Annotated in this window: 20 protein-coding genes and 2 pseudogenes; 13 read left to right on the forward strand and 9 right to left on the reverse strand. The window is 70.3% G+C overall.

All coding sequences use genetic code 11. The features are described from left to right. The first annotated feature begins 43 nt into the window (after positions 1-43). The 3 genes from ABZS69_RS42745 to ABZS69_RS42755 all read left to right on the forward strand — a co-directional run bounded on the left by ABZS69_RS42745 (position 44) and on the right by ABZS69_RS42755 (position 2,718). Positions 44-1,276, forward strand: coding sequence for a sensor histidine kinase (locus ABZS69_RS42745; RefSeq protein ID WP_355382688.1), 1,233 nt, complete (start codon positions 44-46; stop codon positions 1,274-1,276). Next, positions 1,273-1,947 (forward strand): response regulator transcription factor, encoded by a 675-nt coding sequence (locus ABZS69_RS42750; protein WP_355382691.1) that lies wholly within the window; start codon positions 1,273-1,275, stop codon positions 1,945-1,947. The genes ABZS69_RS42745 and ABZS69_RS42750 overlap by 4 nt, the downstream gene beginning before the upstream one ends. 114 nt (positions 1,948-2,061) lie before the next feature. Continuing rightward, positions 2,062-2,718, forward strand: a complete 657-nt coding sequence (locus ABZS69_RS42755) for a DUF2306 domain-containing protein (protein WP_355382694.1) — start codon at positions 2,062-2,064, stop codon at positions 2,716-2,718. 344 nt (positions 2,719-3,062) lie between these two features. Here ABZS69_RS42755 and ABZS69_RS42760 read toward each other — a convergent pair whose 3' ends face one another. Both ABZS69_RS42760 and ABZS69_RS42765 read right to left on the reverse strand, forming a co-directional pair. Further along, positions 3,063-5,417 carry a LuxR C-terminal-related transcriptional regulator gene (locus tag ABZS69_RS42760; RefSeq protein ID WP_355382697.1) on the reverse strand — a complete coding sequence of 785 codons (2,355 nt, stop codon included), beginning with the start codon at positions 5,415-5,417 and terminating at the stop codon, positions 3,063-3,065. A gap of 193 nt (positions 5,418-5,610) precedes the next feature. Then, the gene (locus tag ABZS69_RS42765) at positions 5,611-6,912 is read right to left on the reverse strand and encodes a serine/threonine-protein kinase (RefSeq protein ID WP_355382700.1); all 1,302 of its coding nucleotides are present in this window, start codon (positions 6,910-6,912) and stop codon (positions 5,611-5,613) included. Positions 6,913-7,394: 482 nt separating this feature from the next. Here ABZS69_RS42765 and ABZS69_RS42770 point away from each other — a divergent pair, with 482 nt between their 5' ends. Genes ABZS69_RS42770 through ABZS69_RS42780 form a run of 3 tightly spaced genes read left to right on the forward strand, consistent with a single transcriptional unit; the run spans position 7,395 to position 9,154 of the window. After that, positions 7,395-7,769, forward strand: coding sequence for a hypothetical protein (locus ABZS69_RS42770; RefSeq protein WP_355382703.1), 375 nt, complete (start codon positions 7,395-7,397; stop codon positions 7,767-7,769). Positions 7,770-7,779: 10 nt separating this feature from the next. Then, positions 7,780-8,223 (forward strand): peptidase inhibitor family I36 protein, encoded by a 444-nt coding sequence (locus ABZS69_RS42775; protein WP_355382706.1) that lies wholly within the window; start codon positions 7,780-7,782, stop codon positions 8,221-8,223. Positions 8,224-8,281: 58 nt separating this feature from the next. After that, positions 8,282-9,154, forward strand: coding sequence for a hypothetical protein (locus ABZS69_RS42780; RefSeq protein ID WP_355382709.1), 873 nt, complete (start codon positions 8,282-8,284; stop codon positions 9,152-9,154). A 178-nt stretch (positions 9,155-9,332) separates the two neighbouring features. Here ABZS69_RS42780 and ABZS69_RS42785 read toward each other — a convergent pair whose 3' ends face one another. The 3 genes from ABZS69_RS42785 to ABZS69_RS42795 form a co-directional block, all read right to left on the reverse strand. Then, positions 9,333-10,520, reverse strand: a complete 1,188-nt coding sequence (locus tag ABZS69_RS42785; RefSeq protein WP_355382712.1) for a helix-turn-helix domain-containing protein — start codon at positions 10,518-10,520, stop codon at positions 9,333-9,335. 210 nt (positions 10,521-10,730) lie between these two features. Beyond that, positions 10,731-10,880, reverse strand: a complete 150-nt coding sequence (locus tag ABZS69_RS42790; RefSeq protein ID WP_355382715.1) for a hypothetical protein — start codon at positions 10,878-10,880, stop codon at positions 10,731-10,733. A gap of 392 nt (positions 10,881-11,272) precedes the next feature. Next, on the reverse strand, positions 11,273-14,035 hold the full coding sequence (locus ABZS69_RS42795; RefSeq protein WP_355382718.1) for an AAA family ATPase: 2,763 nt from the start codon (positions 14,033-14,035) through the stop codon (positions 11,273-11,275). Positions 14,036-14,131: 96 nt separating this feature from the next. Here ABZS69_RS42795 and ABZS69_RS42800 point away from each other — a divergent pair, with 96 nt between their 5' ends. From ABZS69_RS42800 to ABZS69_RS42810, 3 genes are read left to right on the forward strand one after another with little or no spacing between them, the layout of a single operon-like run. Further along, on the forward strand, positions 14,132-15,361 hold the full coding sequence (locus tag ABZS69_RS42800; protein WP_355382721.1) for a M24 family metallopeptidase: 1,230 nt from the start codon (positions 14,132-14,134) through the stop codon (positions 15,359-15,361). Beyond that, the gene (locus tag ABZS69_RS42805; protein WP_355382724.1) at positions 15,358-15,945 is read left to right on the forward strand and encodes a hypothetical protein; all 588 of its coding nucleotides are present in this window, start codon (positions 15,358-15,360) and stop codon (positions 15,943-15,945) included. The genes ABZS69_RS42800 and ABZS69_RS42805 overlap by 4 nt, the downstream gene beginning before the upstream one ends. A gap of 36 nt (positions 15,946-15,981) precedes the next feature. Next, positions 15,982-16,992 (forward strand): MBL fold metallo-hydrolase, encoded by a 1,011-nt coding sequence (locus ABZS69_RS42810; protein WP_355382727.1) that lies wholly within the window; start codon positions 15,982-15,984, stop codon positions 16,990-16,992. Positions 16,993-17,112: 120 nt separating this feature from the next. On the opposite strand, the gene ABZS69_RS42815 is transcribed toward ABZS69_RS42810, so the two are convergent. The 3 genes from ABZS69_RS42815 to ABZS69_RS42825 all read right to left on the reverse strand — a co-directional run bounded on the left by ABZS69_RS42815 (position 17,113) and on the right by ABZS69_RS42825 (position 21,918). Then, positions 17,113-19,251, reverse strand: a complete 2,139-nt coding sequence (locus ABZS69_RS42815) for an RICIN domain-containing protein (RefSeq protein ID WP_355382730.1) — start codon at positions 19,249-19,251, stop codon at positions 17,113-17,115. Then, positions 19,251-20,564, reverse strand: a complete 1,314-nt coding sequence (locus ABZS69_RS42820) for a ricin-type beta-trefoil lectin domain protein (RefSeq protein ID WP_355382733.1) — start codon at positions 20,562-20,564, stop codon at positions 19,251-19,253. The genes ABZS69_RS42815 and ABZS69_RS42820 overlap by 1 nt, the downstream gene beginning before the upstream one ends. Before the next feature lie 208 nt (positions 20,565-20,772). Next, the gene (locus ABZS69_RS42825) at positions 20,773-21,918 is read right to left on the reverse strand and encodes an ROK family protein (protein WP_355382736.1); all 1,146 of its coding nucleotides are present in this window, start codon (positions 21,916-21,918) and stop codon (positions 20,773-20,775) included. 118 nt (positions 21,919-22,036) lie between these two features. Here ABZS69_RS42825 and ABZS69_RS42830 point away from each other — a divergent pair. Next, positions 22,037-22,150 (forward strand): annotated as a pseudogene (locus ABZS69_RS42830) (LuxR C-terminal-related transcriptional regulator); the annotation flags it as partial. 417 nt (positions 22,151-22,567) lie between these two features. Here the strand turns inward: ABZS69_RS42830 and ABZS69_RS42835 are convergent. Further along, positions 22,568-24,022: pseudogene (locus ABZS69_RS42835) on the reverse strand (histidine kinase dimerization/phosphoacceptor domain-containing protein); the annotation flags it as partial. 184 nt (positions 24,023-24,206) lie between these two features. On the opposite strand from ABZS69_RS42835, the gene ABZS69_RS42840 reads away from it, so the two are divergent. The 3 genes from ABZS69_RS42840 (at position 24,207) to ABZS69_RS42850 (ending at position 26,724) form a co-directional block, all read left to right on the forward strand. Beyond that, positions 24,207-25,040, forward strand: a complete 834-nt coding sequence (locus ABZS69_RS42840; protein WP_355382739.1) for an NAD(P)H-binding protein — start codon at positions 24,207-24,209, stop codon at positions 25,038-25,040. A 28-nt stretch (positions 25,041-25,068) separates the two neighbouring features. Beyond that, positions 25,069-25,695 (forward strand): hypothetical protein, encoded by a 627-nt coding sequence (locus tag ABZS69_RS42845; RefSeq protein ID WP_355382742.1) that lies wholly within the window; start codon positions 25,069-25,071, stop codon positions 25,693-25,695. A gap of 228 nt (positions 25,696-25,923) precedes the next feature. Then, positions 25,924-26,724, forward strand: coding sequence for a GntR family transcriptional regulator (locus ABZS69_RS42850; protein ID WP_355382745.1), 801 nt, complete (start codon positions 25,924-25,926; stop codon positions 26,722-26,724). Positions 26,725-26,730: the final 6 nt, after the last annotated feature.

The raw sequence follows: 26,730 nt of genomic DNA on the forward strand, positions 1-26,730 counted from the left end.
TGCGCGGCGACGGGGCCCTCGCGGTGCGGTAGCGTCCGGCGCCATGGTCACGGATGTCTGGAACCGATTACGCACGGCCGCCCCGCGCGGCGCCACGGCACTGATCGCCGACAGCGCTCTGGGCGCGCTCTTCCTGGCCCTGTACCTGGCCGAACGGCTCGTGGTGGCCCCCCTGCCGAGCGCGAGCCTTCCGGCCGCCCTGGCCTGCGGGCTCGGCATAGCGGCCGGTCTGGCTCTGCGGCGCCGCACACCCCTCCCTGCCTTCGTCCTCGGCGCGACGGCCCTCGTCGCCGGCGTCATCGTCGCCGCCCCCAGCGTGCTCGCGCCGTACGCGAACCAGATCGGCGTGTACTCCGTCGGGCTGCATGCGACGCGGCGACGGGCTCGCTGGGGGCTGGTCCTCACGATCATCTACATAGCGGCCTACTTCGTGGCCGTCCGGCCCACGCCCAGGCCCGCGTCCATCGGCGGTGTGGTGTTCGTGTGGCTGCTGACCTGGCTGGTCGGGTACGGCACGGCGCGGCGGCGCGAGGAACAACTCGCCGCCCGGCGGCTGATGCGGCGCCAGGCCGTCACCGAGGAGCGGGCGCGCATCGCCCGCGAACTGCACGACCTGGTCGGGCACACGGTCAGCCTCATGCTGGTGCAGGCCGGGGCAGGGCGGAGGGTGCTCGACCGCGATCCCGCCAAGGCCCGCGAACTTCTCCTCGGCCTCGAGCAGACCGGCCGCGCCGCACTCGCCGAACTCGACCGCGTCCTCGGCGTGCTGCGCCGCGACAGCCCGGGAGACGACGGCGAGACCGGCCAGCCCGGGCTCGCGGGCCTGCCCGAGCTGGCCGGGCGCATGACGGAGGCCGGGATCGAGGTCCGGGTCCAGATCGACCCCATACCGCCGGAACTGCCCCATAGCCTGGACCTCTCGGCGTACCGGATCGTCCAGGAGGCCCTCACGAACGCGCTCAAGCACGGCGACGCGACCTCCGCGACCGTCACCGTCCGCCACGACGGCGGTTCGCTCGACATCGACGTGCGTGACGACGGACGCGGGTCGCCTCCCGGCTACCAGCCGGGACGTGGCCTGCTCGGCATCGGCGAGCGGGTCGCCCTGTTCGGCGGTACCCTGTGGCACGGCCCGGCCGGCGCGGGCGGCTTCCGGCTGCGCGCCGTGCTCCCGTTGCCCACGAGCTCCGCTCTTTCACCCGGGGGCGCCGCCGCTTCAGGCGGCCCGTCGTCCGGTGACGGCCCCTCCGCCGAGCAGGAAGGACCGGTGACATGACCGTCCGTGTGCTGCTCGCCGACGACGACGCGCTGCTCCGGGCGGGGGTGGCGGTCGTGCTCGCCACCGCCGACGGGATCGAGGTGGTCGGCGAGGCCGCCGACGGCCTGCGGGCCGTGGCCCTGTGCAGGTCCCTCGCGCCGGACGTCGTCGTGATGGACGTGCGGATGCCTGGCCTGGACGGCATCGAGGCGACCCGGCGCATCGTCGCGGCGGGGCTGCCGGCCCGGGTGCTCGTGCTCACCACGTTCCAGTACGACGAGTACGTATGGGGCGCGCTGCGCGCGGGTGCCAGCGGCTTCCTGCTCAAACGCGCCTCGCCCGAGCGGCTGATCGACGCCGTGCGCACCCTGGCCGCGGGCGACGCGCTGCTGGACCCCGCGGTCACCCGTGACCTCATCGGCCGGTTCGTGGCGAGATCGCCGGACGCGCCCGCCGCGCCGGCGCCCCACTGGTCACGGCTCGCCCAGCTCACCGAGCGCGAACGGCAGGTGCTGCGCCTCATCGCGGAGGGCTACTCCAACGAGGAGATCGCAGACCTGCTCGCGATCGCCGAGTCGACGGCCAAGACCCACGTGAAGCGCATCCTCGCCAAGATCGGCGCCCGTGATCGCGCACAGGCGGTCGTCATCGCCTACCAGAGCGGTCACATGGGCGAGGGCCGTTCCTGAGCGCGGGCACGTGTCCCCGACGCGCGTCCGGGGTCGCGTACCCCCTCGGGGGTACGGGTGCTCACCCCGGCGGGGGGACGCTGCGCGGGCCGCCCGTCCGTAGCGTCAGCGGCCATGAAGGAATCCCTCAACGCTCCCGCCGGGTCGCCGGCCCGCCGCGCCGGTTGGGCGGCGATGACCGTCCTGGCCGCCGCCGTCGTCCTCCTGACGTCCCCGTATCTCACGCTTGATCCGGACGTCTTCCTGGAGCCGCAGAAGGCGGTGTACCTCGCCCGCCAAGGCTCCCTCTTCCTCCACGTGGCCGGCGGGGTGGTGGCGCTGGCGCTGGGACCGGCGCAGTTCGTGAGCCGGCTGAGACGGCGTTTCCCCGCCGTGCACCGCTTCACCGGCCGTGTCTATCTCACGGGCGCGCTGGCGGCCGGGATCGGCGGGCTGCTGCTGGCGCCGACCAGCTACACCGGGCCGGTGGCCGCCCTGGGGTTCGGGACGCTGGCGGTGCTCATGCTGCTGACAGCCGTGGCCGCCTTCGTCGCCATCCGGCGTCGCCAGGTGGACCGGCACCGGATCTGGATCACCAGGTCGTACGCGCTCATCTTCGCTGCGGTCACCTTCCGGCTCTGGCTCATCGTGCTGCGCATGTCCGGGGTCCCGTTCGAGGACGCGTACGTGTGGGGCGCATGGCTGTCATGGATGATCAACCTGCTGGTGGCCGAGCTGGTGATCAGGACGACCTGGCCCGCCGGTGGACAGCCCGCACGAACGACGGGATGACCCCGGGAGCCTGCGCGGTTCGACCAGGCAACCTTCACCGGCGTTGCGAAGTTCGGCAGGGTGCGTGGCAGGTTCATCCTGCTGGAGCGGGCGCGCGTGGCACACCCGGGCGAGCGGCCCGGCCGTGCCCCAGGGCGGTGGGGTGGCCGTCGCGCTGGCCAGGCGGGCGATGCTCATTGAAGGCGGCGAGTTCCCCGGCGATCCGCCGGTAGCCCCCACAGCGGATTCTCCCTGGCAAGACGAAGCGCCAAGGTCCGGATGGAGGCGCGGGTGGGAGGCCGGCCCTGGTTGCGGCGCTTGAAGGTCCAGCGCCGCCGTACCAGATCGGCGTGCCGGCGCGCTGATCACCGCCCGGATCCGCCCTCCGTCCGCGTCCATGCTGCTATCTGCGCGCGTGAGGTGAACCCGAGCTTGGTCAATATGTGCTCGACATGCGCTTCGGCGGTGCGTTGAGAGATGACCAGGCGGGAGGCTATGTCTTTGTTGCTCATGCCTTCCGCGACGAGTTCGGCCACCTGCCTTTCCCTGGAGGTCAGCACGGAGGAAGCACGGGAAATGGCCCGCGCGGTGTCTTCGGGCAGCAAGCGTTTACCGACCGCATCGGCGATGGCGTCCTGAACATCGATATTCAGGCCGCGCTGGAAGGCTGCCTCATACCCTTTGTCTCCCAGGGATTCGCGCAGGCCGGCCGCGCACCGATCGTGCGCGACCGCGAAGGGCCGGAAGCCGGAGAGCGACACTCCTATCAAGCGCCGCAGGTTCTCCGCGACACCGAGCAGGAAGGCCGCGCGTCGGACGGCACGGCAGTCGGCGGCCGTGACCCAGGCCAGCGCCTCCAGAACCCAGGCCGGACCCCACCGGTCGTCCAAGGCATACTGCCGTGACAGGGCGTCCTGGAAGAGATTCGCGGCTTGCCGGACGTCCCCCGCTCGCCACCGTTCGAGACCCACAACCCATGCTCCCCACGACAGGGCCCATTCCGCGCCGGACGCCTCCGCGGTCTTCCGGCAGCTCTCGGCGAACGCGCGGGCGCGTGGATCTTCGAGGAAGGTCGCGGCGAAGGAGAGATAGACAGAGGTCAGGAAGGCGTCGTTTCGATCGCTGCGATGGGCGGGGCTGTCGTGGTGTTCACCATAACCATCGAGCGCCCCCTTCAACAGGGGGACCGCGGCCGCCAGGTCTCCTTGGAGGAACGCGGCCAGCCCAGAAATACTCATGGTGAGCGCATCGGCGTGCGAGTCTTCGATCAGGTGGGCGTGGTCGCGGCGCTCCTCCAGCAGGGGCAGCGTCGTGGGCGCCTCGCCCTGCAGGAGCGCGATCGTGGCATTCACCGCGAGCGCGTCGAACCGGTCCGTGCTCGGCTGGTCCTCCAGCTGGAGTGCCTGGTCAAGCCAGTGGCGGGCTTCGCTGTGCGCCCCGTAGAAGACCCAGTATTCATACAGGTCCGCGCACATGCGCAGAGCGGCCCGCGCTTGGCCGGGGACGGTGAGACAGAAGTCCAGAGCGACTCGGATGTTGGCCAGCTCCAGGCGAACCCTGTTGAGCCATTCGGTCTGGTGCGGGGTGAACCAGGCCGCGTCGGCCTCCTCGACCAGTTGCTGGAAACAGTCACGGTGACGACGGCGAAGTTCGGCTTCCGTACCGGACTCGACGAGCCGTTCATGCCCGTACTGGCGAACGGTCTCCAGAAGCCGGTACCGCGTACGGGCATCGTGGTCATCGCGGGCCACTATTGATTTGTCGATCAGCGCGGTGACAAGGTCGAACACGTCGTCGGCGGTGAACGGGTCGCCGGCGCAGATCCGCTCGACCGCCTCCAGGTCGAACCCGCCGGCGAACACCGACAGGCGTGCCCACAGAGCCTGTTCCTGGCGCGAGCACAGATCGAAGCTCCAGTCCATGGCGGCGCGCAACGTCTGGTGACGGGGCAGAGCCGTACGGAAACCTCGAGTCAGCAGGCGGTAGCGGTCGTCCAGCCGTTCGAGGATCTGCTCGGGGGACAGCGCCGGAATCCACACCGCGGCCAGCTGGATCGCCAGCGGTATGCCTTCGAGGCGCTGGCACAGCCGCACCACCGTCGCGCTGTTTTCGGCGCTGAGCGTGAAATCCGGCACGGCCAGCTGCGCGCGCTCGACGAACAGCCTGACGGAATCGTACGTGCTCGCCTCATTGACGGTGGCAGGGCAGCCGGGTTCGGGCACCGACAGCGGCGGCACGGCGAGCAGCGTTTCGCCGGCCATGCCGAGAGGCTCGCGGCTGGTGGCCAGAATGCGCACCTGCCCGGCGGTGGAAAGGAGCAGGCTCGCCAGGTGTGCGCAGGCATCCAGAAGGTGCTCACAGTTGTCCAGAACCAGCAGCAGTCGCTTGTCACGCAGATAGTCCGCCAGCGTTTCCGCCGACGGCCGGGCCGACTGGTCACACAACCCCAGGCCCACAGCCACCGTCCGCGCCAGCAGGGTGACGTCCTGCAGAGGGGCGAGCTCCACCAGCCACACCCCGTCGGGGAACGCGGACCGCACCTCCGCGGCGACCCGCAACCCCAACCTGGTCTTGCCCACACCGCCGGGCCCGGTCAGCGTGAGCAGGCGGGTGTCCGGCAGCAGCCGCCTGGCCTCGGACAGTTCTCTCCGGCGGCCGACGATCTCTTTCGCGTCAGCCGGAAGATTGCCCTTCACCTGCGGCGACGCTTGCGGCACCACCACTTCATGATAGATGCCCACGGCAGACAGCCGCCCACTGACACTGCCGGCACGGTCATGGCAACCCCGAAAAGAATCCGGAGGTCATCGCTCCTGAAAGCCCAGCAGATTGAGGCACGGGCAACCTGGCGAAGCCTCACGGATCGAAGCGCGGACTTGTCACGATATGCAGGTGCCTGTGCCGGCCTGGCAGTCACAGGTGAGTGACATCACGCCTGGAGCGCCGGAGCTTCCTCGACTCCCAGGCCCAGCCCGCCGCAATGAGCAGGACGACGGTGATCACGATCGGCGCGATCACTATGACCTCGTCGTCGCCAAAAGACGGGATGAGGCGCAGGACAATCAGGCCCATGCCGTCGAAGGCGAGATACGCGGCGCCGCCACCGGCGAGGAACCCGACGACACCCACGACGACGGCAACGGTCTTCCCGGCGATCGGCGGCACGAAGCGGGCGACCTGCGCGCACAGTAAGCCGGCCAGACCGATGTCGGCGAGGACGGCGACCACCAGGGGGATCATGTCTTCACGGTCGAACTCGTCCTCGAGTTCGTCCCAGGTGATGCCGAGGTGAGTGAGGCCAAGGAGTCCGAGAGCGAAGATGATCGCCATCATCACCGCGACACCTTTGTGCTGCCACCCCTGCTGGGGGACCTGCCCGGGCGGGAGGATCCTGGTGCCGTCCCGTCCGTGGTCCCGGCCCGGCTGCTGCTCACCGAGGATGGCCAGCGCGCCCTCGACGGTCGGCCTGTTGCCGGGGTCCTTGTCGAGCAGCCGCGTGATGAGCGGCGCGAGCCGGCCCGCCTGTCGCGGCGCTGGGGGCTCCTCCAGCAGGACCGCGGTCAGTGCCGCCGGTTGGGTGTTGCGGCGGAACGGCGAAACGCCCTCGACGGCCTGGTAGAGGGTGACGCCGAGGGAGAACAGGTCGCTGGCGGGGAGCCCGTCGACCCCGCGCAACCGTTCGGGAGCCATGTATTCGGGCGAGCCGATGGTCATTCCGGCGGTCGTCAGGGTGGTGTCGGTGGTGTGGACGGCGATCCCGAAGTCGGTGAGCAGGACCCTCCCGTCCTTGGCGAGCATGACGTTGGCCGGTTTGATGTCGCGGTGCACGATGCCTGTCTGGTGTGCCGCGCCGAGCGCCTTCAGCAGCGCCGTGGCCAACTGTGCGGCCCAGTCCAGCGGCAGCGGTCCGTGCGTTTCGAGATGCTCGTGCAGCGACTGGCCGTCGATCAGCTCCATCACGATCCAGGGCAGGCCGTCCGAGATGATGTCGTGGATGGCCACGACATTCTCGTGCGCCCGCAACCGGACGGAGTTGCGGGCCTCACGCGTGGTGCGCTCCAGCCGCTTGTCCTGTTCCTCCTGGGACATCCCGGGCAGCAGCTGCAGCTCTTTGATCGCCACTTCGGCGTCCAGTACCTCGTCATGGGCGCGCCAGACGCGTCCGAAGCCGCCGGACCCCAGTATCGCGATCAGCCGGTAACGTCCGCCGACCATGTAACCAGGCTGCGCCGATGTCATGCCACCTCGCCCGTCTTGCCCCGTATGACAGTTGATCAGAGTAGATCACCGGCAGGAGCGCCGTAACCCCATAACGTGATCGGGAGCAGTCCGGCCTTGCTTCCCGCGTTGCGCAACCCGCACCGCTGTTCCCGAACCCGGTCGAGCCAGAGCGGCAGGGCGCGGACGGCGCTCCAGGCGCCGACACGGGACTTCACACCTTGTTACAAACTCCAGGCAGACTTTGACTGGAAGTTTTACACAATATCACGAAGACGCATCCCGGACAGTCGATCACCATAGGGGAGGCAGTACGAACCCCCTTTCCCTCGGGAGGCGCAGAAATGTCCACACATCTTCGTACGCTCGTTTTACCCGTCGCTCTCGCGTTATCAGTCGTCCTTATGGGAAACCCGGCCTCCGCCGCTCAGGAAAGGCCGTCCGTTCCCCTCAAAAGTGGCGCCACCCAGTCGTTCACGATGACCCTCACGAGAAAGGCTGACACCCCGAAGGGCGTCAACGCGCCGGCGGACGTCATTTACTGCGGCGGTTATCTCAGTCTCCCGTACGTCAACAGCCTGTACAACGACGTACGTACCGAGATCGAGGTCCAGTGCACCGCCGTCGTCGACTCGATCGACCTGTACCTCAACCTCTACAAGGACGGGTCCACCACCACGACCACCAAGCGCTACAACCCGGCCAACTACGGGATCCATTACTCCAGCGCGCCGTGCCAGGGCACCACGAACACGTACTTCGCCGGCGGCACCGCCGTGTTCACCAAGGCCGGCTACGCCGGGTCCCCGCTGACCATGAGCGGCACCACCCCCCAAGTCACCCTCGCCTGCTGAGAGGATCACGATGCGACGCGCCGTCATCGGAATGCTCCTGACGTTCTTCACCCTCGCGCTGTTCTCCCTCCCGGCGAAAGCAGAGCCGGAGCCGTCCTACTTCGAAAAGTCGAAGGTCTCCACCACATTCCAGAGGCCGCCCATCTCCGGAATCATGGAGGACGGCGTCTGCAATTGGTACGACCTGTGCGTCTGGGAAAATCAGAACCTGACCGGCCGCATGGCGGACTTCACGTACATGGACACGACCGGGCACCCTGACTGGTCCGCCAGCACGGCAAACGGATTCATCGCCAACAATGACGAGTCCGCCATCAACGCGCACCTGTTCCTGAGCGCTTACATCTGCACCAACACATACCAGTCCGGCCAGTGCGGACAACTCGTACCGGGCGGTTACGGCAACACCGCGCCCACGTACGCGAACAATTCCGAATCGCACTACTGGAACTGACCCCGTTCCCGGCGGCCGCGGGCACGTGCCCGCGGCCGCCGCCCTTCCGGGAGACACCATGCGCCCCCACCTCGCCGCCCTGCTGGCAGCCGCCACGGCCCTCACCGCATCGTGCGCCCAGGCCCTCCCGAGCGACACCACCGCCCCGGACGGCGCCGCCCTTCGCCTCCCTCTGGACGACTATCAGCATTCCCCCACCCAGACCCTCACGGTGACCAACGCCTACCGCGTCCTCCTCATCCGCTGCGCGCGGCGCCATGGCCGCACCCTTCCCATCGCCTCCTCCCCCCGCCCCCTGGTCGGCCCCCGAACGTGGATGGAACGCCGCTACGGCCTCACCGACGCAGCCGACGCAGCCTCCTACGGCTACGGCCTCGGCCCCCGCGACCCGGCCCGGCACCCGCCCGAGACCCCGGACCTGGACCCCGCCACCATCGCCGTCATCACCGGCACCGGTGACAAGGCCCCGCCGGGCGGCTGCCAGGAGCAGACGCGCAGGTCACTCGCCATGGCTCCCGCGGGCACCGACCCTTCGCTTCCCCAGCACCTGTCCATGCTCAGCTTCCAGCGCTCCCGCAGCGATCGCCGCGTCCAAGCCGCCGTCAAGGAGTGGTCGGCCTGCATGCGCGCCGCCGGCCACTCCTACGCCACCCCCTTCGACCCCATAGCCGACCCGGCCTTCCGCGACGGAACGTCCGAGAAGGAGCTCGCGACCGCCCGGACCGACCTCGCCTGCAAGAAGCGGACCAACCTGGTGGGCGTCTGGCTCTCCGTCGAAAGCGCCTACCAGCGGACGATGATCGCCCAGAACGCCACCGCCCTCCAGGGAGCCAAGCGGGCGAACCAGACCACCCTGCGTCTGGCCCAGGAGACCCTCGCCGCCGAGATGCGGGCCCCGGAGTCGACGAGCAGCGGCTCTCCGGCCGATTGACACCGTGACCGGGCCCGGCCGCCGACGGCGGGTCCAGCAGCCAGGCGACGTCGGGCGCCACGTCCAGGCCGGGCGGTGTGGGTGGGGACGGGATGGTCGTGCCCCTTTCCGGCGGCGCGGCCGGCGAGGTTCGCGGTGGAGGGGAAGTCGGCGCAGTCGTCCGCGGCGCGAAAGGAGGTCAGGGCCGGTCGCGCCAGGCCTCCGCAAGGATGCGGGTGACGGCGGTGCTCAGCACTCGTACGCCGCGGGTTGAGCCGGGCTCGATCTCGACCAACTCGCGAACCCGTCTGAGCCGGTAGTCGAGGGTGCGGGGGTGCACGCGCAGTGCTATCGCGGTGGACATCCGGTTCATGTTGTTGCGGTAGTAGGCGTCGAGCGTGGCCACCAGGTCGGGACCGCTCGCCAGCCGCCGGGTCAGCTCGCGCAGCCACTGGTCGACCTGCGGCATCTGGGCCGCCCCCAACTCCGCGAACACGTCGGCCACGCTGTACACCTGGCGGGGGACGCTCTCCACGGGTGCCGCCTGGCAGACCTTGCGGGCCAGCGAGAGCGGATCCGCCAGTGCATGCGCCCGGCCCGGGGCCACGCCGGCCGAACAGGGCCCGGACAACTCGGCGAAGTCGCGGATCAGGGACAGCGCCTGGGACCGCGCCGCCGCCTGCCCGTCGATCGGGTCGTCGCCGCCGCACGGCACCAGCGCCGCGAACTCATCCGGCCTGTGCCAGGTCAGCGGGAAGCGGTGGCGGTTCAGCAGCGTCTTGACGACCTCGTCGCGCCGCAGGTTGTCGTGCCGGCCGCCGGAGGTCCGGGCGATCGTCACCAGGTAGTGGTCCTGCATCGGCAGGTCGAGTTCGCAGGCCAGCTGGGGCGCCGCGAGGTCGTCGGAGAGAAGCATCCGGGCGAGCATCTGGATCCTGGCCACGACGGGCAGGAAGCGCTCCTGACCTTTGAGGTATCCGCGGGTGTAGGCGTTCTGCGCGGTAAGGCCATGGTGGGCGATCCACCCGAGGACGCGCATGACGTCGCCAAGGTCGTTGGGGCCCGCCGCCTCGTGGATCTCGCGCAGCGTGAGATTGGCGTGCAGGAGCAGAACCTGCCGCTGAGATGCCAGCGAGACGCCCGCCTCGCCCCGCGCCGCGCCGACCGAGGCCATGTACGTCTGGTCCTGCTCGGTGTACGACTGGTCCTCCGCGGCCAGCTCGATGGTGCGGCGCCGCAGAATCACCGCGAAGTCCAGCATCGCGGCGGACCCCCGAGCCTCAGCGGCCAGGCTGCGGTAGTCCGCGAGCTCGCGGGTATACACCTCAACCGCACGCCGGGCATTGGCATCCAGGCTGCTGCGTAAGGTCCGGAACAGGTTGCCCATATCGCCTCCCTTCACATCCGGCCGTCATCCGCCAGGGGCCGCCCGCCACCGCCGCAGACGTCACCGACGCCATGGCGGCCTGTGCCGATCTCCGCAGGTCCCTCGCTGACGCGGTTCATGAGGACACTGGCCTGGGCGGCCTCACGGGGTCTGCTCGTCGATCTCGCACTGGGTGAAGACCCGTTGACGGCCGCCGCTGTTCTTCAGCGATCAGTACATCCACGCCGTTCCGGTCAGGCCGACGCTGACGGCGAAGTCGAGCGTGCTGGTGGCGTTGGTGGTGTCGAGGTGGAAGCGCAGCCGGTAGGGGTGCGGGTTGCCGTCGGGCACCCGCGCGTACGGCACCACAAGCCGGGCCACCGAGGCCGGGATCACGTTCGGGTTGAAGGCGACGTCGCTCGGGGCGAAGCGTGCACCCCGTAGAGCACGAGCTGGGGGTCCACGGTGCCGACCGGCATCCAACCGGATGCCGCGCCGCTCTGCGCACCCGAGCCGGGTGCGAGCCCCGCCCAGAGCAGCACGGCCGCCAAGCCCGCCGGCGCTGATCTTCTTGCGGTGGTACCCATTGAGCGCTCCCTTGCGATCGTCGTCGTGTCGCGGGATGTGCTTCAACCGATGCTGCCCGCGAGGCAGGCGCGGGGAAACTGCCCTCAGAGGAACAACTGCGGGCGCACGGGCATACGCGTTCGATGTGCCTCACGGCTGCCATAGCCATGCCGAAATAGGGCAACCGGCCGCAGCCGTCACCTGCTTCAATCGCCGAGGTCAAGCCGGGCGAGTTCGGTTCTGGAGGCGACGCCCAGCTTGGGGAACGCCTTGTGCAGGTGGTAGCCCACAGTGCGCGGGCTCAGGAAGAGCTGCGCGCCGATGTCGCGGTTCGTGGCGCCCTGCGCGGCCAGCCGTACGATCTGCAGTTCCTGCGGGGTCAGCAGGCCCGCCGCGCCCGCCGCCCGCGCGTCAGCGGTCGCCTCTCCCGTGGCGCGCAGTTCGGCACGGGCGCGGGACGCCCAGGGGACGGCCCCGGCGCGGTCGAACGTGTCCAGCGCCTGCCTGAGATGGACCCTGGCATCGGCCTTGCGCCGGTTCCTGCGTAGCCACTCGCCGAACAGCAGTTGAGTACGGGCTTCCTCGAACGGCCGCCCTCCGTTCAGGTGCAGGCTGACGGCGTCGGCGTAGTGAGCTTCCGTCTCCTCCTCCGACCCGGCGATCAGCGCTTTGCAGCGCAGGGCGACCGCGCGCGCCCAGGGCTGCCCGGTGGCCGTGGCCCACTCGTCGAATCTGGCGAGCGGCGCCCTGGCCCGATCGGCCTGCTCGCATCGGACCGCCGCTTCCACCAGGTCCGGGACGAACAGGGTGGTCGTGAGCTGGTAGCGGACGGTGCCGGTGATGCCGGCCTCCAACTGTTCCAGGGCTGCCTGCGTCCTGCCCTGCCCGAGGGCGAGCAGGCCCTGTGCCCAGACCGCCCATGCCAGGCTCGACACGTTGCCGTGGTCGGTGGCATGGGCTCGGACGCGGCCGGTGAGCTCCGTGCAGGCGCGGTCGTCGCCGTGGACCGCGGCGAGCCAGGCGAGCATCCCCTGCAGGTGATCGACGCGGTGATGCTGCCCGGTGTCGTCGGCGATGCGCACGGCTTCGGTGGCCGACGCCTGCGCGTCCCGGAACCGGCCGAGGTAGAGCTGGCTGGTGGCGAGGTTCTGCAGCGCGTGCGGCAGCCAGCCGATCATCCCCTGGGCCCGGCAGTCGTCGGCCAGGCGGGCGGCCAGGTCCATGGACGTCTCGTCGTCGCCCACCATGAACGCCATCGACGCGATGATGAGCCGGTCTCCGGGCGTGCCCGGCTGCGATCGCCGGGCGGCGGCGAGTGCCGCGTGGATGGGCACCAGCCCGCGGGTGGAATCGCCCGCCAGCAGGGCGGCCAGGCCGGTCATCGCCGAGATGACCGGTCGGAGGTGATGCCCGGACGGCAGGGCCAGCGCGTGGACGCGGTCGACGCCCTGCCTGGCCAGCTCGGGCGCACCGGCGAACCAGGCGTCGCGTACGGCTTCGAGCAGCATGGACGCGGCCCTGGTCGGGTCCACGGCCGAGACGGGGGCGGCGGCGGTCGTCAGGATGCCGTGCGCGACCCGCGGCGAGCCCTGTTCGAACTCGATGGCCGCGCGCACCCCGGCGAGTCTGGCGTGCTCGCGCGGATCGTCGGTGAGCAGCGCCGCGCGGTCTGCCAGCGCGCGGGCCTGCAGGAGCTGGCCGGCGTCCATCGCCGCCTCGGCGGAGCTGATCAGCCGTCGCACCTGCTCGCGCGGTTCGGGAGAGAGCTGTGCCGCACGGCGGTAGGCCGCGGTCGTGGCGGCGTGGCCGCTTCTGCGCCTGGCCCGTTCGGCCGCCTGTTCCAGCTCGGCGGCGACGATTTCGTCGGGTCCGGTGCAGGCGGCGGCCAGATGCCAGGCCCGGGCATCGTCGTGCCGGCTGCCGTCGTGCGCGCCGTCGAGAGCGGCCGCCAAGGCCCGGTGCGCGGCCAGGCGCCTGGTGAACGGCGCTCCCTGGTAGGCGGCCGCTCTGATCAGCGGATGGCGGAAGGCGAGCTCCCCGTCCACGATGCGGATGAGCCCGCTGCGCTCCCCCGGCTCGACGGCGTCGGCGTGGATGCCCAGCCGCTGCGCGGCCCCGAGGACGACGGTGAGGTCGCCGGTGCTCTCTGCGGCCGCCACCAGCAGCAGGGTCTGGGCGGGCTCGGGCAGCGCGTGGATCTGCGTCTGGAACGCCTCCTGCATCCGGCCGGTGAGCGGAAGCGGGCCGAGATGGTAGGCCAGCGGGGTGACGTGCCCGGCCCGCTGATCAGGAGTGAGCGCCGCGGGCAGCTCGATGAGCGCGAGCGGGTTCCCCTCGCTCTCGGCGAGGATGCGGTCCCTGACGTGCGGCGCCAGCGTGCCGCCGGTCTCGCCCAGCAGCATGGCCGCGGCCTCGGAGCCGAGGCCGCCGAGCCGGATCTCGGGCAGGCCGGTCGGCCGGAAGGCGTGGCTGCCGTCCCGCGCCGAAAGGATCAGCGCCACTCCTTCCGCTTCCAGCCGCCGTGCGGCGAAGAGCAGGGCGTCGGCCGAGGAGCGGTCCAGCCATTGTGCGTCGTCGACCAGGCACAGCAGGCCGTCGCCGGCGAGCTCGGACAGCAGGGTCAGGGCGCCGAGACCGACCAGGAAACGGTTGGCCTCACGGGAAGGGGCCAGCCCGAAAGCGCCCCTGAGCGCGTCAGCCTGCGGGGCCGGAAGCCGGTCGAGGCGGTCGAGCCCGGACCGCAGCAGCAGGTGGAGCGCGGCGAACACCATCTCGGTCTCGCTCTCGATGCCCACCCCGCGCACGGTTCGCATGCCCAAGGCTTCAGCCGTCCCCGCCGCGTGTTCGAGCAGCGCCGACTTGCCGATTCCCGCGGGGCCGCGCAGCACCAGGACGCCGCTCCGGCCGTCCCTCGCCTCTGCCAGCAAATGGTCTATTCGATCGGTTTCCACCCCACGCCCGTACAGCACGGGACGATCTTATTGAGCCTGTGACCTATGTCCGTCGCCGGAGGGCTGGTCACCTGACAGATTCCGGCCAGGCGGCGCCGTCCTAGCGTCGTCGGCATGGATCTTCCCACCTACTCGCCGGCCGAACGGGACCGGCGCTGGGATCTCGCCAGGCAGCTGATGGATGCCGAGGGCGTCGACGCGCTCGTCGTCTACGGCGGGGCGGAGTGGGCGCCGGATGTGTTCTTCACCAACGACCGTCCCGGGGCGATCGTCGTCTTCCCCCGCGCCGACGAGCCGATCGCCCTGGTCCGCGCGCCCGCGCAGCTCGGCGACCACCTCGACGCGAGCAGGCGCGGCGACGCGGTATGGATCAGGCCGGAGAACGTGCTCGTCGCCAAGCACGCGCACGGCGTGGCGGAGGTGCTGCGTACGCACGGGCTCGGCAGGTCGGCCATCGGCGTGCTCGGTCTCGAACCGTGCCCGCCGTTCCACGCCGACCCGCTCGTGCCGTACAGCCTGTGGTCGTCGGTGCTCCAGCAGCTCCCGCAGGTGACCTTCAAGCCGGTTGAGGCGGCCTTCGTACGGCGCGCGCTGAGCCAGTCCGCCGAGGAGCTCGCGGTCATCGGCCACGCGGCCGCCGTCGGCGAGGCGATGGCACGGGCCATGCTGGAGGCGGTACGGCCCGGCGTCACCGAGGCGTCGGTGTACGCGGCGGGCATCTCCGAATCCCTGTGCCGGGGTGCCGCGGTGCCGGGCCTGCTGATCGTGTCGGGCAAGGAGTTCGTCTCCTGCGGCCCGCCCGCGTGGTCGTACCGGCCGCAGGCGCCACGCGTGATCGAGGACGGCGATCTGCTCCTGGCCGAGATCTCCAGCTCGTACGGCATGCGAGAGACCCGGCAACGGCTGGCCGTCGCGGTCGGCGACATCCATCCCGACCTGGAATCGGCGGCGCTGGCGACCCGCGCCTCCTACGAGGCGGGGCTGGCGGTCCTGCGTCCCGGGCACACGTTCGGCGAGGTCGTGGCAGCGATGAACCGCCCGCTCCAGGAAGCGGGCGGCTGGCACGCGTACCCGCTCGTGCACGCCGTCAATCCCTGCGGAGCGGCGGGCGGGTCCGGCTCCGGGCTCGGCACGCTGCCGCAGAGCACGCGCTACGGGCTGCTCGCCGAGCAGCCCATCATCGGCTCCGACCTGCCGCTCAGGCCGGGCATGACGTTCGCCTTCGCGCCCAACAGTGTCCGCGGCCGCCGCCTGGTCTGGATCGGAGGCACCGTCGTGGTCGGCGAGGACGCGCCGATCGAGCTCAACACCATCACCACCCACCTCATGAGGAGCACCCGATGACCCGCCACCGTTCCGCTGTCGCCGCCGGCGTCCTGGCCACCGCCCTGATCGTGGTGTTCGCCTATCTGTCGCCCGGACTGGCGCTGTGGCTGACCTTCATCCCGGCCATGGTGATCGCCTACGGCTGCCACCTGGCCACCACCGACCGCAGGCTCCCCGACCCCTCCCGGGTGCTGCCGATCTACCTCATCGGCCTGGCCTGGCAGTTCCTGCACTTCGGGGAGGAGTTCATGAACGGGTTCAACCGGCGCTGGCCGACCGAGGTCTTCGGCGCGCAGGCCATGTCCCTCCCCCTGTTCGTCTGGATCAACATGATCTCCTACGCGGCCTTCGCCATGGGCGCGCTCGCCATCTACCGCGGCTGGCGCGTGCCGCTGCTCATCGCCTGGTTCTTCGCGATCATGGGCGCGATGGGCAACGCCATCGGCCACCCGATCTACGACCTGGTCGCGGGCGACCTCGCCTTTCCCGGGATCGTCACCTCACTCGGCTACTGGGTCATCGGCCCGATCCTCGTACACCGCCTCTGGACGGCCTCTCTCCCCCAGGCAGCCGAGGCCCGGCCGGTGGCCGTCTCCGTCTGATCAATTTCGCTGGAAACCGAACAGAAGGAAAATCGAATGTCGACGTCACTCACCCCGGAGCGCGAGCTCGCCGAGCGTCCCGAGGGTTACGGCGGGCCGAACCTGTCGCCGGTCGGCCTGGAGCTGGTGCCACACGAACTCGCGCAGGGCGTGTGGGCACTCATGGCCAACCTTCCGCCCAAGGACAACAACGGGGTGGTCGCGGGGCGGGAGGCGGCACTGGTGATCGATGCCGGGATCACCCCCGACGTATCGGTCAGGATCCAGGCCACCGCCGCGGACCTCACCGACCGGCCGCTACGCTACCTGGTCAACACGACCTACCACGGCGACCACACCTTCGGCAACGCCGCCTTCCCCGACCAGGTCGTGGTCGTCTCGTCCAGGGTCAACAAGGCGAACATGACCGACCTGGCCTACGAGAAGCAGACCCGGTCAGCCAACATGTACGGCGACGCCGCGCTGCTGGACGAGGTCACCACCTGGCGCAGACCGGACCTGACGTTCGACTCCTACGCCGAGATCGACCTCGGAGGGCGGATCGTCCAGCTCCACCACTTCGGTCCGGGCAACGGGCCGGGCGACACCGTCGTCTACGTCCCCGACGCCCGCACCGCCTGGACCGGCAACTTCCTCAGCCACGCGGGCATAGCCCCCATGCTGCTCCAGGGCGGACCTGAACCGTACCTGGAGTCGCTGCGCCGGATGCGCGAGGCCCTGCCCGAACTGGAGACCGTCGTTCCCGGGCACGGCCCGATGGGAGCCGGGCCGGCGGCGGTGGACGATCTCATCGGCTACCTCGAGCGGCTGCACGACGAGGTGCGGGCAAGCGTGGCGGCGGGTCGCAGCCTGGAGGAGACGTTCGCCGCCTGCACCGACCCGTGGGCCGAACGCCTCGACGCCGCGCTGTCGGCCGCCCTCGCCCGCTACCCGGTGCCGCAGGGGGCCGCCCAGCAGGGCATGCTCTTCCTCTGCCGCGACCTGCACCGGCTCAACATCCTGGCCACCTACCGCCTCTACGAAAGCCAGGCGTCGCAAGTCTCCTGAGCAGAGGCGCCGCGCCCGGATGGGGCGTGCGGCCGGTCGGCGGCGTCTTGGCCGCCCTGGCCGCCAGCCGACGCGGGCGCGTCCTCCCCTTTCGGCAAAGGGGGAGGACGCGTCGGTGGGTTATGGGTATTCGGTGAGGTTTGCGACGTTCGTGGAGGAGTTGCTCGGGCCTCCCGTGGAATTGATGACGTGGGCGATGGTTCCGGTGCCGCCCAGGGAGACCGTCACCATGTGGTGGAAACGGACCCCCGGCGTGTTCGGCACCTCGAAGGCCCGGTCGGCCACCACCGCGGGGTTGGCGCTGAAGTAGCAGTAGCTGCCCAGCCCCCAGGCCTCGTGCGAGGTGACCGAACCGGCGACCTTGTAGGCCGCCCAGCCGCGGGTGGAGCCGTTCATCCAGGACGCCTGGTTGGGCGGATCGTAGGGCATCTCGTTCTGGAAGAAGTAGGTTCGCCCGCCGTTGCCGTTCCAGATGACCTGGTACTGGTGGAAGTGCTCGACGAACAGCCCGTAGAACGTCACGTTGTCGCCGTTGACGACGAGCCCGTTGACGGTCGTGTTGGTGTTCCACCCGACGCCGCTGCCGTGGTCGGCCCGCCAGATCCAGGTGTGATCGCCGATCACGTCGTCGCTGTTGATCACCAGGCTCTGTGACGCCTTGCCCACCCCGGCGCCGCCGACGCGGAAGAAGACGTCGTGCAGCGAGGTGGGGTTGGCCGCGTGTGAGGCCGCCGAGCCCGCCGGGCCGACCTGCATGAGCGTCGCCGAGTTCACGGTCCCGGCGTCGATCAGCAGCCCGGCGATCTTGACGCCGTCCACGTCGGCGACGGTCATCGCCGTGACGCCGTTGTCGGGTACGAACGTCGCCAGCCCGAGACCGAGCACCACGGTGTCGGGCCTGGTGACCCTGATCGTGTCGTTCAGGTGGTAGACGCCCGGAGTGACCAGCAGGTCCTTGCCCGCGGCCAGTGCCGCGTTGATGTCACCGGCGGTGTTGCCCGGCTTGACGACGAAGAACTGACTGATCGGCAGCGACGTGCCCGCACCGGGCCACGACACCCCGGCGGAGTTCGACTTCAGCGCGGGCACGAACACCTGGTATGCCCCCGCCGCGTCGATGTAGAGGAACGGCTTCTCCCGCACCACCGGCGTCTGCCCCACCGTCGTGTACGGCGGGCTGGGGAAGGTGTTGCCCGGCGCGCCGGACACCCCGACGAAGACCATGTTCCAGTTCGACCCGGTCCAGGACCCGAAGGCCGAGTTGCGGGAGATCCACTGCTGTTGCGACCCGGACCTGACCTGACCGTCGATCCGCGAGTCGGAGATCCACCCGCCGCTCGACCAGCCGCCGTCGTCCAGCTGCAGGTTTCCGCGCACATGCATGCGCCGGTACGGCGCCGCCTGCGAGACCGCCCACCGGTCCGTGCCGCCCGCCGGGGTGACCGAGAGGTTCTCGGCGGAGCGCCAGAAGTTCTGCGTGGCGTTGCCGCCGAACCAGTCGGCCTCGGCGTGCACGGCCCCGTTGATCGTCACCGCGTCCGGCGTCTGTCCCAGGCCGAGGACCTGGGTGTAGAAGCCCACGTTGACGTCCACGTTGTAGGTGCCCGGCTTGAACAGCAGCGCGTACCGGTTGGACCCGAACTGGTTGGACTGCTGCTGGCTGAACACCGAGTTGAGCTGCGACTGGATCGTGGACGCGGGCATCGACGGGTCGAAGACGCGCACGTTCGGCCCCAGGTCGGGATCGGGGCCGCCACCGCCGCCGCCCGACAGGGTGAACGACTGCGCCGCCGTGCCGTTGCAGGTGTACTGCTGCAGTTGCACGCTGTCGGCCGTGGAGGCGCCCGGCACGTCGAGGCACTTGCCGCTGTTCCTGTTGACCAGGTGGTACGTGCCTCCGGACTCCTCCACCGGCAGCCACTGCTGGTTGTTGCCGCCGCCGTAGGCCCACAGCTGGACCAGCGCGCTGTCGGCGGTCGAGACACCGGTCACGTCCCAGGCCTGCGCGGCGTTGAGCGAGCTGTTGACCCGGTAGTAGCCGCCGCTGGTGGCCTGGAACTGCCAGAGCTGCGCGCCGCTGCCGTTGCACGCGTACTGCTGGACGGCGGTGCCGTTGGCGGTGGCGGCGGCGCGGGCGTCGACGCACTTGCCGCTGTGCTTGGCGACCACGGTGGTCAGGCCGGTGGGGACGGCTGCCTGCGCGACCGGCATGAGGACGAACCCGGCCGCGATCAGCACGAGGACGACCAGGGCACGCATCAGAACCCCGCCGTCAGTCTGGTGAAGTCCCAGGCGTTCTGGGAGACGCCGCTGCAGGTTTCGGACAGCCCTCCGGAGCAGGGGCGGTCGCGGTTGACCGACCAGAACGCGAGCCTGGTCAGGCCGTGGGAGTTGGCGTAGTCGCGGATCTGGGTCCAGGTGGCGACCGAGGTGACCTCCGACTGGTCGGACAGGCCGTTCATGCCGGAGATGCCCATGTGCGCGTACGCCGTGGCGTCCGACCAGCCGAACGCCGACTTCAGGGCGTTCTTCAGCCCTTCGGCCGCGTTGACCGTGCTCTGGTACATGTTGGACCCGCCGCCGAAGTCGAACGGCATGATCGTGTAGTTGTCGATCGGGACGCCGAGCTCCTTCGACCGGTTGATCAGCCGGATGCCCGCGCCCGCCGGGCCGCTGGTGGAGGTGCCGAAGGTGACGACCACCTTGACGTTCGGGTTGTTCGCCTTGACGATCTTGAGGCCGTTGAGAATGCGGTCCTGGACGGTGTAGTTCTCGTACTCGTCGGTGTTCTCGATGTCGAAGTCGACGGCCGCGGGTCCCAGGGCGTTGATGACCTGCTGCACGGCGCCCGCGTACGCCTCAGGCGTGCTGCAGTTGGGGCCGAGCTTGTTGCCCGACCAGCCGCCGAAGGAGATCTGGACGCTGCCGCCCTTGGACTTGATCGTGTTGATCGCCTGCTGGTCGGCGCCGCCGGTCAGCGCACGCGAGCCGTCCCAGCGTGGCGTGCAGCCGCCGCCGGACAGGATGAAGGCCATCGTGAACGACTTCACGCCGGTCGCGTCCATGACCGTGCCCGGGCTGGGCGGGCTCCCCCACCCCATGTAGAGGTACGGGGCGCCGGGCAGCTTGCCGGGACTGGGGGTGCCGCCGCCGGAGGGCAGCGTCCACTTCTGGTTGGCGCCGGTGCCGCAGCTCCAGATCTGCAGGGGCGTGCCGTCGGCCGAGCTGACGTTGGTGGCGTCCAGGCACTTGCCGAGCGCGCGCAGGGTGCCGTCGGAGGCGGCCGTCCACTGCTGCGCGGCGGTGCCGTTGCAGTCGTAGATCTGCACCTTGGTGCCGTCGGCGCTGCTCGCGCCCGCCACGTCCAGGCACTTGCCGAGCGCGCGGACCGTGCCGTCGGACTGCGTGGTCCACGACTGGGCGGTGGTGCCGTTGCAGGTCCAGAGCTGGACCTGGGTGCCGTTGGCGCTGTTGGCGCCGGCGACGTCGACGCACTTGCCGCCGTAACCGGTGATCTGGCCGGTGGCGGCCGAGGCCGGGGAAGAGAGGCCCGCCACGGCTAACGCCGTCACGGAGGCAAGGATGATTCCTCGTCTTTTCATCGGGGTGTCACCTTCTGTGGGGGGTGTACGCCGGTGGCCGGCCGCCGGCGTGGGTGAGCACCATGGCTAAGAGAAATCCACGGTCGTGACCTTATGGTGACCTTACGGTGACCTTACAAGAGCGTCAATACTTAATTTAAGGGTTGACGCCATCTTCGTGCCGTTGGGACGTGGGCCCTCAGCCGCCCAGGAACTGATCCACCACCAGGATGGCGGCGCCGAGCTTGACGCCCTCCGACCCCAGGTGAGCGGCCTCGATCGCGACGTGGTCATAGGAGGAGCGCAGCGCGGAGCGCCGCGTGGCCGTCAAGATCGCGGGCAGGTGGTCGCGGGCGAGCAGCAGGCCGGCCCAGCCGCCCAGCACGATGCGCTCGGGATTGAGCAGGTTGATCAGGCTCGCCAGCCCCGCGCCCAGGTGGCCGACGGCCTCGTCGAACAGGGGACGCGCGCCAGGGTCTGCCAGCAGCGCCGCGAAGGCGCTCTCCTCCTCGGTGCCCGCCAGGTCGATCCCCGCCCTGGCGAGGACCGACTCGGCGCCGACGTAGGCCTCCAGGCAACCGCGCGCACCGCAGCGGCAGGGGCGGCCGTCGGCGACCACCGTGGTATGGCCCCACTCCCCCGCCCCACCGGACACGCCGCGGACGGTGATGCCGTTGGTGATGATGCAGGCGCCGACCCCGCTGCCGATCAACACCATGATCATGTAGTCGCTGTCCCGTCCCGCGCCGAACCAGTGCTCGGCCAGGCCCAGCGTCATGGCGCCGTTGTCGACGAACACGGGCAGGCCGGGGAGCATGTCGGCCAGCCGTACCCCGTTCCAGCCGAATGTCGGCGAGTCGACGACCGAGCCCCGCACCATGCCGGGGACGCCGACGCCGACGCCCAGGACGCGGCCGGGGTCCACCCCCGCCTGCGCGATCACCGCGGCGACGCCCTCGCGGATGTGGCCGGCCACCAGGTCGGGAGAGTGCCGTCCTGGCCGCAGCGGGGTCTCGGCCTTGGCCCGCGGCGTCATGGACAGGTCGAACAGCTCCACGCCGACGCGGGTCTCCCCCACCTCGACGCCGACCGCGTAGGCGTGGTCGGCGTTGACGCGGAGCTGGACGCGGGGCCGGCCGCCGTCCGACTCGACCCTGCCCACCTCGACGACGATCCCGTCGGACAGCAGGCCGGTGACGACGTTGCTCACCGTGGCGGGGCTCAGGCCGGTCGCCTGGGCGAGCTCGAACCTGCTGCGCTCGCCGTCGAAGAAGAGCGTGCGCAGCAGCACGGCCTTGTTGGTACGCCGCACGTCACGCGACGTCCCCCGCTGCGGCCGGATCATACGGTGAAGTCTAGGCCCCGTACTTGTAGAGCTTGTTAACACCGCCGAACGGCGGTGTGCCTGGCTTCAGGTGGATCCGGGGATCGCCCACGCGCGTGGCACCGACGAGGGTGACGGGCTCTTCCTGACCTACGGCACGGTCCGCGACCACCTCGCCTCAGCCGTCGCCAAGCTGGGAGCCCGCAACCGGGTGGACGCCGTCCGGATCTCCGACGAGTCCGGTTGGATCTGACCTGAACTCGGCGACCACCTCGAACCTGCCACCGGGGTGATGCACCGCCGTCAATCGCCCGCCGGTGCGTCGTGCGAGGCTGCCGAGCCCGGATCCGTGCCGCCCCGGCTGCGCCGACCCGGAGGATCCGGCTGAGGCGACGGGCAGGACGCCGTCATTGACGACGCGCAACCGTAGGACCTCTTCAGTGCCGGAGATGGAGATCTCGCACGTTCGGGCCTGGCTGTGCCGCAGGACATTGGTGACGGTCTCGCGAAGCGCGGTGGCCACCGCCGTGTCGACCTCGGCCGGCAGCGGGCCCGTCGCATCCCGTGCCGCCACCTCGATTCCGGCGGCCTTCAGCACCTCACGCGCCGCGTCGAGCTCTGCCGCCAACCGCAGGTCGACCCGGTCGCCGGAGATGGACGACAGCTCGGCCAGGGCTCGTTCGACCAGCGACACGACGGTGGCGATCTCGGATCTGGCCCGTGTGGGGTCGGTGTCCAGCAGGCGTTCGGCCACCTCGCCCTTCAGCGCGACCGCCGACAGGCTGAAGCCCAGCACGTCGTGCAGGTCGCCGGCGATCCGCACGCGTTCGCGCCGCACCGCCGCCGCGGCGAGTTCGTGCCGCGCCCGCTCCAGGACGGTGAGGAGCCCGCTGAGCCGCCCGAGGCAGTACACCAGCCACATGATCATGACGTGACCGCCGAAAACGCTGAGCGCGGCCGCGAGGTCGTCGATGAAGAGGAAGGAGCTGTCGACCCGGAGCAGGAACCAGGTGAGGTGCCCGGCCAGGACGACCCCGACGATCGCCCAGGAGCGCGGCGGCCGCACGTTGAGCAACAGCTTGCCGGTGAAGATGCTCAGCAGACGGTCCCACGCGTCGGGGAAGATCGCCAGAGGCAGCAGGATCAGCAGGCTCTGCGCGACCAGGACCAACCGCGACTGCGGCAGCAGCTCAAGGACCACGATGACGGCGAGCAACGCCGCGGCGAAGCCGAGGACCGGCCAGTCGGCGGGGTAGAGGTAGACCAGGAGCTTCATCACGAGCACGCACTGGATGACCAGAACCGCGAGCAGCACGCGCCGGGCCGGCCGTGACGACTCGATCAGCGGCGTCTCCGCGGGCGGGTCGGCCCGGTAGGCCCCGGCCATGGCGCGTACCTCTGCCAAGGTGCGCCGGGCGAGCGCGACGCCTTCCTGGATGTCGTGCCGCGCGGCCCCCGGCTCCCCCTGACCCGCCGCCTTCCGCATCCGGAACGCGATCGCCTGGAGCTTCGCGCCGAGCAGGTCCCGCAGCTCTCCATCCAGCCGCAGGCGTTCCCTGGCCAGGGCCATCCTGGCCAGTTCCTCCCGGGTGCCGTGCAGTTGTTCGACAGCCCTGACGAGCGCGGACAAACCGAACAAGATGAGCCCGTCGTCCGCCGCGATGATCAGGTATCCGACGCCGACGATCCCGTCGTACCCGGGATAGAGGTCGTATCCGAGAACGAGCACGGCCCCGCCGGACGCGGCCACGACGAGGACGAACAGCGGCCAGGCGACCCGGCCGGGCAGAGCGCACAAGACCGCGGCGGCCACGGTCCACGGCACCCAGTCCCAAAGCTCCCCGACCACCAGGAACGGCACGAAGTAGAGCAGCACCACGGCCGCGAGGAGCCCGTACCGGACGGGCGGGCGCCAGCGCCACACCACCAGCGCGACGAGCGGCGGATACGACACCATCGGGAGCAGCACCCCGAGCACACCCGCGCCGTTGTCCAGCCCGGAGGCCGCGCGGATGTAGACCAGGATGCCGAACGCGGCCCACAACATGCCCCGGGCCGGCCGGAGCGGGAGGTCATCCGTTGTGTCCCCCACCCGAGCCCTCCCGACAAGCCGTGCAAAATGCATACCTGGCCGATGACAGCGACACTATCGACCCTTCTTCGCCCGATGTCACGATCTCGTATGCCAAGTCGGCAAGGTCACATGACGAGGGGGATCGGATGGGACAGGCCACCGAGATCCTGCCTATCATCGCCCTGGCCGTCGATCTCGCCGCCGGCGCCTTTGAGCTCTTCACCCGATGGGAGACATGATGATCTTAGTGACCGGCGCCACCGGCAACACCGGGTCGGAACTGGTGGCCGCGCTGGCCCAGGAGGGCCAGCGGGTGCGCGCGCTGGTACGCGACCCCCAGGTCGTCACTCTGCCGCCCGGCGTCCAGCCCGTCACCGGCGACCTGAACCGGCCCGACAGCCTGGCCGATGCGCTGATCGGCGTGCGGGGCGTGTTCCTGCTGCCGGGATATGCGGACATGCCCGGCCTGCTGGCCCACATGCGCCGGGCCGGGGTGGAGCGGGTCGTGCTGCTGTCGGGCGGCTCGGCCGCGCTCGCGGACATGAGCAACGCGATCTCCCGCTACATGACCCTTTCCGAGCGCGCCGTACGCGAGGCGGGTGTGGCCTGGACGTTCCTGCGGCCCAGGGCCTTCATGTCCAACGCGCTGCGCTGGTTGCCGCAGCTTCGGGCCGGTGACCTGGTACGCGTACCGTTCGCCGGGGTGGCGGCCGCCGCCATCGACCCCGCCGACATCGCGGCCGTGGCGGCCCGGGCGCTGACGGGCGACGGGCATGAGGGCCGGATCTATGAGCTGACCGGGCCGGACTCACTGCTGCCCGCCGACCAGGTCGCCGTGCTGGCCAAGGTGCTGGGCAGGGACCTGCGCTGCGAGGGGCTGCCGGACGAGGAGGCCCGGGCCCAGATGGAGGCGAGCATGCCGGCCGAGTACGTCGACGCCTTCTTCAGCTTCTACGCCGACGGCACGCTCGATGAGTCGCAGGTCCTGCCGACCGTGCGAGAGGTGACCGGTCACCCGCCCCGCACCTTCGAACAATGGGCCGAAGCACATGCCGAAGCCTTCCGCTGACCAAGGAAGCAGCCGGAAAGGAGCGGCCATGGAGGCGGAGAGCCGCGACGCCGGGCCGTCGGCGCCGCTCATGTCGGCGATCGTGACGGAGCATTTCGTGCTGCAATCGGCGGCCGGCACGACGGTCAGCGAGGCGATCGGGCGTTCGTCACTGTACCTGTCGGCGTTGTCCAGCAGTTTGATCGCGTTGGGGTTCGCCGCGCAGACGCCTGGTCTGTTGTCGCCGTTCGCCGCCGCCGCGTTGCCGACGGTCTTCTTGCTGGGTGTGTTCACCTCGGCCCGGCTCGTCGACACGGGGGTGCAGAACGTGTTGTATCTGAGCGGCATCGCTCGCATCCGCGCCTACTACCGCACGCTCGACCCCGAGGCTGCGCGCTATTTCGCCAGGTGGGGCGGGGGTGAAGGGGAGACCGACGATGCGCTCGGGTCGCTGGCGGTCAAATCGGGCCCGCTGGCCGGGCTCTTCACCGCGGCCAGCATGATCGCCATCATCAACGCCGTTCTGGCCGGCGTCTGCCTCGCGCTGCTGACCTACAACCTCGCGACGGACCACCACCTGCCGGCGGCCCTGGCCATGGGGCTCGTCACCGCCGCCGCCTGCCTGACCGTGTTCTTCCGCTACCAGCACCACCGCTACCTGAGTGTCCAGCGCTGAGCAACGCTCAGGCGGCCGGGAGCCCGGCCGAGCGCAGGTCGGGTGGTCTTCACCGGTCGTCACCCACCTCGGCGGCCCTTTCAGGGCGGCGGTCAGCAGCTGCTTTGCCTGCATGCCCGCACGCCGGCGGCGCTGCCAGGCGCCGAACGGGCCATGATCGGAGCGCAGGGGCGAGCGCGTGACTGGCACGGCGCGCCTTGTGAGATCGCGCGGCGACGGAGCCAGCTCATGGACGAGGCAGCATCGATCCCCAAGGTCACCCGAGGCCGGGTCGCCGACCAGATCCTGGCCGATCTTCGTCGGCGCATCCTGGGCGGTGAGCTGGCAGACGGCTCAAAGCTGCCGGCCGAGCGTGACCTGGCGGCGGCCTACGGCGTCAGCGGCGCGACCGTCCGGGAAGCCGTTCGCGTCCTGTCCGCGACCGGCCTGGTCGACGTCCGGCACGGCAGCGGGTCATACGTACGCGCCAACGCCGACGCGCTGATCGCCACCTTGCTCGCATCCGTGGTTGAAGTGGAGCGGACCGGCCTCACCGATCTTCTCGATGTGCTGCAGGCCCTGAACACCCGTGCCGCCCAGCTGGCCGCGGAGCGGGCCACGGCCGAAGACCTGGCGTGTCTGCGTGATGCCGCCGGGGAGGTGCCGGAGGCGAGTGTCGGCGATGTCATCGGCGGCTTGAAGCGGTTTTTCACCACTCTGTGGGCCGCCGCCCACAGCCCGCTGTTGACCACTTTCGCCAAGTTCTTGATGGACATCCAGCTGGGTATCGCCCTCGAACTGTCCGGTGGTCGGCTCGACCGGTGGCAGTGGGCGGCCCGCGAACTGGCCGACCAGCGGGTCGCCCTGGTCGACGCCCTGCAGGCGCGAGACCCAGAACACGCAGCGGCCCTGGTCGCGAAATACCACGCACACCTGGTCTCGGTCATCGATGCGCTGCCGAACACGACCGCGTCCAAGGTCAACGATCCCGAGTTGGCCGCCTTCCTGGCCTCGTTCGTCGCAGCCCAGGTCCGTGACCCGCAGCAGTAGCGCGGC

The organism is Nonomuraea sp. NPDC005650, assembly GCF_040605375.1.
Taxonomy (GTDB): domain Bacteria; phylum Actinomycetota; class Actinomycetes; order Streptosporangiales; family Streptosporangiaceae; genus Nonomuraea.

Bases quoted from the DNA above. Each gene is read 5' to 3' on its own strand.
- ABZS69_RS42745 (WP_355382688.1), top strand. From the start codon at position 44: ATGGTCACGGATGTCTGGAACCGATTACGCACGGCCGCCCCGCGCGGC.
- ABZS69_RS42750 (WP_355382691.1), top strand. From the start codon at position 1,273: ATGACCGTCCGTGTGCTGCTCGCCGACGACGACGCGCTGCTCCGGGCG.
- ABZS69_RS42755 (WP_355382694.1), top strand. From the start codon at position 2,062: ATGAAGGAATCCCTCAACGCTCCCGCCGGGTCGCCGGCCCGCCGCGCC.
- ABZS69_RS42765 (WP_355382700.1), bottom strand. From the start codon at position 6,912: ATGGTCGGCGGACGTTACCGGCTGATCGCGATACTGGGGTCCGGCGGC.
- ABZS69_RS42770 (WP_355382703.1), top strand. From the start codon at position 7,395: ATGACCCTCACGAGAAAGGCTGACACCCCGAAGGGCGTCAACGCGCCG.
- ABZS69_RS42775 (WP_355382706.1), top strand. From the start codon at position 7,780: ATGCGACGCGCCGTCATCGGAATGCTCCTGACGTTCTTCACCCTCGCG.
- ABZS69_RS42780 (WP_355382709.1), top strand. From the start codon at position 8,282: ATGCGCCCCCACCTCGCCGCCCTGCTGGCAGCCGCCACGGCCCTCACC.
- ABZS69_RS42785 (WP_355382712.1), bottom strand. From the start codon at position 10,520: ATGGGCAACCTGTTCCGGACCTTACGCAGCAGCCTGGATGCCAATGCC.
- ABZS69_RS42800 (WP_355382721.1), top strand. From the start codon at position 14,132: ATGGATCTTCCCACCTACTCGCCGGCCGAACGGGACCGGCGCTGGGAT.
- ABZS69_RS42805 (WP_355382724.1), top strand. From the start codon at position 15,358: ATGACCCGCCACCGTTCCGCTGTCGCCGCCGGCGTCCTGGCCACCGCC.
- ABZS69_RS42810 (WP_355382727.1), top strand. From the start codon at position 15,982: ATGTCGACGTCACTCACCCCGGAGCGCGAGCTCGCCGAGCGTCCCGAG.
- ABZS69_RS42815 (WP_355382730.1), bottom strand. From the start codon at position 19,251: ATGCGTGCCCTGGTCGTCCTCGTGCTGATCGCGGCCGGGTTCGTCCTC.
- ABZS69_RS42825 (WP_355382736.1), bottom strand. From the start codon at position 21,918: ATGATCCGGCCGCAGCGGGGGACGTCGCGTGACGTGCGGCGTACCAAC.
- ABZS69_RS42840 (WP_355382739.1), top strand. From the start codon at position 24,207: ATGATGATCTTAGTGACCGGCGCCACCGGCAACACCGGGTCGGAACTG.
- ABZS69_RS42845 (WP_355382742.1), top strand. From the start codon at position 25,069: ATGGAGGCGGAGAGCCGCGACGCCGGGCCGTCGGCGCCGCTCATGTCG.
- ABZS69_RS42850 (WP_355382745.1), top strand. From the start codon at position 25,924: ATGGACGAGGCAGCATCGATCCCCAAGGTCACCCGAGGCCGGGTCGCC.